Genomic DNA, 4,305 nt, shown 5'->3' on the forward strand with positions numbered 1-4,305 from the left:
TCCGGTTCTCCCGAAGCTACGGCGAGGGGCGAGGTAGCGGCCGCTCCCCGCGCCGTACCGGTACACCGGTCCTCGGGGCGTTCTGCCGCCAACGGCTGGAGCGGTCCTCCTCACCTCCGCTTGGTGAGACGGTTCGTCTCGGCCCTGGCAAGGCCCACTTACCGTACACAGGTGTTGAGGCGAATACCTGTGTTGAGGTCATTTCTCGTCACCAATGGACTTGGCCCGCGCCTCGCCGGAGCGATGAAACGCTCGGGAACTGCTCCGGTGTTCTGGGACGGGGAGGCAGGGGGTGGTCTCCGGTGGCGCGTGGAGGGACGCCATCGCACGGATGGGTCGGAGAGAATCCCCTCCAGGGTACGGCCATGGCTCCTGTTATTCGTGCTGCTGGTTCACACCTCGGGCTTGAGAATCGGTGCACGACACCCGGCCCGCAGGGGCGCGGAAGGTCAGTTACGAAGGAGATCAAGGGCAACGGCTGTTGACGCGTGTGAGAGGCGCGGCAGGCAAGTGTGGAGAGACCCCTTGGAGAGGTTCGGTTTCTCCGTGCGCTCACCTCGAGTGGAGTGATCCAGCAGGCCCCCAGGGCACGAGGTTTCGACACGTTTGCGACTTTTTGCGAGCCATGGGCAGATGGCCGATGACGGACACGGGAAACCACCGCTGCCACAGGTCGCATTCCATGGCCGGAGAACTACGTTCGCACTGCTGGGAGAGGACAGCCGAGTTCGGCGCGAGGTGGTCGGCGCGGTACTGCCGAAGGGCAGGGGGCATGTGGCGGACGGTTGTGATCGTTTGTCCGGCGCCGCCAAGGCAAGGGGATGAATATGACACATACCCCCCGCATGAGCCGATTCAATCCCATCCGACAGTTCATGCTGCTCCAACGCTACGGACAGAACCACCCTTGGAAGTACATGCTGAGGGTCGTACTGGTCGTGACCGTGTACGGCGCGATCCTGCTCGCCCTCTGCTTCGTGCCGATCACCGTGTTCGGTGACGCACCGTTGTCACAGGTCTGGCCGTGGATGCTTGCCGCCCTGGCGGGCATGGCCGTCTGCGCGGCCCTTGGCGCAGGCGTCGGCCTGCTGATGCTGCGGTGGACCATCAAGGAAGCGAAGGTTCCCCACGACGCCGACCCGAACACCCTGCGCACCGCACAGCGCCACCTGCGCCGGGGCGAACTCAGCGGTGACCCCCAGGTGGACCGGCTCGCCCAGTACCTGGCGCCCCAGTTCGAACGCGCCAACTCCAACAGGTTCTTCGCGCTGATCGGTCTGGTGACTGGGGTGCCCTACCTGGTGTTCGCGGGGATCCAGTTCTCGAACGGGACGGGGAACACCTTCCAGCTGTTCCTGGCCCTGTTCGTCCTCGTGGTGTTCGCTGTCGCCTGGCCGTGGGCGCGCAGGCACAAGCGCAACGCACAGAGGCTGAGGAAGGTCTACGACGCCGAGCACGGGCCGTTCGACGCGGAGACGAGCCCGCGCCGTGACGAACGGAGTCACGGGGACACCGGGGTGTCGTAGTGCGTCAGAGCCCACGGGCATGAGGCGGGACGTCTCCGCTACGCCACTCCCTGTCTCCTGGTGCCGAGACCGCGCCACCAGCGGTTTCTGACAGGGGGACGGGGCAGAACTCTCCTCTGCCGCCGATCCGCGAGAGTGCGCGTCGCCGAGACCCCACGTGGAGCACATCTTCGTGAGGTTCCCGCGAACCCCGGAGCGCGGACGAGGCTGAAGAGCGCACATGGAGCGAAATCCAGGTGGATCAGGTGGATTGGGCGCCCGGTTTGTGCGACACAACCGCCCTGGCCTGCGGGTTTGTCGCGGGCAGGCGGCGTTGGCACTCGGATCGAAAGTCCGTTGCCCTGCCAGTTGAGCCAGAGGCCCTCGGCGCGGCCCGGGGCCCAGGCCCGGCCGCCGCCCGCGGGCTTCGGGACCCGCCCCCGGGCCCTCGGGTTCCCGCGCGTCGCCGCGTGCACGGCGTCGCGTGTTGGTGTACTCGGAGGGTAACGGCGCCAACCCCAGACAAGGAGCATCATGGCGTTCTCCGAGAAGCAGCAGGCGGTCCTGCGCAAACCCGCGTTCGGGCACGTGGCCACGCTCGGCCCGGACGGCGCGCCCCAGTCCAGCCCCGTGTGGATCGACTGGGACGGGGAGTTCCTGAGGTTCAGCCAGACCACGACCCGCCAGAAGCTCCACAACCTCAGGCGCGACGGCCGGATCTCGGTCTCGGCCACCGACCCCGACGACCCCTACATGTACGTGGAGGTCCGCGGCGTGGTCGACAGGGTGGAGGAGGACACCGACAAGGCCTTCATCAACGAGATGGCCCAGAAGTACCTCGGCACGCCCTACCCCTGGGACGACCCCAGGGAGGAGCGGGTCGTCGTCCACGTCCGGCCCGAACGCTTCGTCGGTCGTTAGCACACGGACGGGTGCGGCCCTGAGGGGGCGAGGCCGCACCCTCCGCCCCAGCACTCCCTCCATGAGGGATACTTGTGAAGAAACTTTGCACCTCATGCAAAGATTGTCCGCGCACGGGGGAGGACCATTGGGGCTTCGCGAGCGTAAGAAGCAGGCCACGCGCCGGGCCCTCCAGGACGCGGCCGTACGTCTCACGCTGGAACGCGGCCTGGAGAACGTGACCGTGGAGGAGATCGCGGCCGAGGCCGACGTCTCCACCCGGACGTTCTTCAACTATTTCGCCACCAAGGAGGACGCCCTCCTCGGTGACCTCCCGAAACACCCCGACGAGGAGGTACTGCGCCGGTTCGTCGAGGGCGGACCCACCGGTGACTTCGTCGACGACCTCATCACCGTGCTGATCACCTTCCTGGTCAGTACCGACGACCTCGCCACCCAGCGCGCCGACATGCGCGCGCGCAAGGAGCTCATGGAACGCGAGCCCCAGCTCGTACCCAGGATGCTCGCCCGCTTCCACGACGTGGAGATGAAACTCGCCGCGGTCGTCGCCGAGCGGACCGGTGCCCCGCCCGAGGACGAACGCTCACTCCTGGTCGCCGCGGCGGCCATGGCGGTGATGCGGCACATGATCAAGCGCCTGCGCTTCTCGGAGGGAGAGGAGACCGCGGACGTCCGTGCCAGCATCCGCGCGGCCTTCCGCCAGTTGGGCGAGGCCTACGGGCCGTTCGCGGCCGACGGCTGACCGGGGCACTCCGCGTTCCCTCGGGGACCTCCCGCCGAACGGCGCTCCCCGGCCGTCAGCACTCCGGGTTCCGCCCCTCCTCGTGGATTCCGGGCGGGCCGGACGCGCGCTGTCCTGCTCCACCAGGAGGGAACCGCTGGCAACCGCCGTCGGTGGCGGGACGGAACGCGGAGGGAACGGAAGCGGGACCGGGGCGAGCCGGAGACGAGCGCCCGCCCCTGAGGCGCGCCCCGGCACCGGTGTGGCCCACGCCTCAGGAAGTCCCCGGAACGGCCCTGAGGCCCAGCCGCGTCAAACCCGGTACGGGGGCACCGCGAACCCCGTACCGGGCCCCGCCAGGGCGCTCGGGGGGATGTCAGGGGAGGTCCAGGGCTGTCCCCGATAGGAATCGTCGTGGGGAGGAGGCAGGCTGGAGACATGAACGGGAACCACCAGAACAAGCGCTTCCGACGCAGCGGGACCGACCGTTACCTCGCAGGTGTGTGCGGGGGCATCGCCGAGTTCCTCAACGTGGACTCCACCCTCGTCCGCCTGGTCTTCGCGGTCCTGACGGTCCTCGGATTCAGCGGGGTCTTCGTCTACGTCCTGGCCTGGCTGATCATGCCGGCCCACAACGAGAGGCACTCCTTGCTGGAGCAGATCATCCGCAACTTCCAGGGAAAGCCGAGGCAGAGCTGATGTGGACCCTCAGGGCACACCCGGGCTGGAAACGCCGTGAGCTGCGCACCCCGCGGGAGGAGCGCGAGGCCGAGGAGGCCCGCGAAACCCCCGCGGAGTGCTGCGAGAGGAGCTGAGGGGCTCCCTAGGCGGCGTCTCCGGTCGCGTTCATCCGCTCGATGGTCTCATCGGCCATCCGTGACCACGGGATCGTCAGGAGCGACGCGCAGACCACGCCGACGGCACCGGCCACGACGATGACGACACCGGTGCCGTAGTGCTCGGCGAAGAACCCGGCCACCAGGATGCCCACGCCCTGTGCGGCCTGGAGCCCGGCCGCGACCAGCCCGAAGGCCAGACCGCGGCCCTCCTTGGGCACGCACAGCACGAACGCCGCGTTGGCCACGAACTGGTAGGAACCCGCGACGCCGCAGAGCGCGAGCGCCGTCACCATCAACCACAGCGGCGGGGGGGGGGGGC

At 68.4% G+C, this 4,305-nt stretch carries 5 protein-coding genes; 4 read left to right on the forward strand and 1 reads right to left on the reverse strand.

Annotation, left to right across the window (positions count from 1 at the left end):
* The first annotated feature begins 845 nt into the window (after positions 1–845).
* The 4 genes from D455_RS0127080 to D455_RS0127095 all read left to right on the forward strand — a co-directional run bounded on the left by D455_RS0127080 (position 846) and on the right by D455_RS0127095 (position 3,846).
* Positions 846–1,526, forward strand: coding sequence for a hypothetical protein (locus D455_RS0127080; RefSeq protein ID WP_017573793.1), 681 nt, complete (start codon positions 846–848; stop codon positions 1,524–1,526).
* 513 nt (positions 1,527–2,039) lie between these two features.
* The gene (locus D455_RS0127085; protein WP_017573794.1) at positions 2,040–2,426 is read left to right on the forward strand and encodes a PPOX class F420-dependent oxidoreductase; all 387 of its coding nucleotides are present in this window, start codon (positions 2,040–2,042) and stop codon (positions 2,424–2,426) included.
* Positions 2,427–2,553: 127 nt separating this feature from the next.
* Positions 2,554–3,168, forward strand: a complete 615-nt coding sequence (locus D455_RS0127090; protein ID WP_017573795.1) for a TetR/AcrR family transcriptional regulator — start codon at positions 2,554–2,556, stop codon at positions 3,166–3,168.
* A gap of 417 nt (positions 3,169–3,585) precedes the next feature.
* Positions 3,586–3,846, forward strand: coding sequence for a PspC domain-containing protein (locus tag D455_RS0127095; RefSeq protein ID WP_017573796.1), 261 nt, complete (start codon positions 3,586–3,588; stop codon positions 3,844–3,846).
* 124 nt (positions 3,847–3,970) lie between these two features.
* Here the strand turns inward: D455_RS0127095 and D455_RS0127105 are convergent.
* Positions 3,971–4,305: MFS transporter (locus D455_RS0127105; protein WP_152487168.1), on the reverse strand; the 335-nt coding region annotated here is incomplete at its 5' end.

The sequence above is a fragment of the Nocardiopsis halotolerans DSM 44410 genome, assembly GCF_000341065.1.
GTDB lineage: Bacteria > Actinomycetota > Actinomycetes > Streptosporangiales > Streptosporangiaceae > Nocardiopsis > Nocardiopsis halotolerans.

Coding starts and splice junctions, on each gene's coding strand:
- D455_RS0127080 (WP_017573793.1), top strand. CDS start 846: ATGAGCCGATTCAATCCCATCCGACAGTTCATGCTGCTCCAACGCTAC.
- D455_RS0127095 (WP_017573796.1), top strand. CDS start 3,586: ATGAACGGGAACCACCAGAACAAGCGCTTCCGACGCAGCGGGACCGAC.
- D455_RS0127085 (WP_017573794.1), top strand. CDS start 2,040: ATGGCGTTCTCCGAGAAGCAGCAGGCGGTCCTGCGCAAACCCGCGTTC.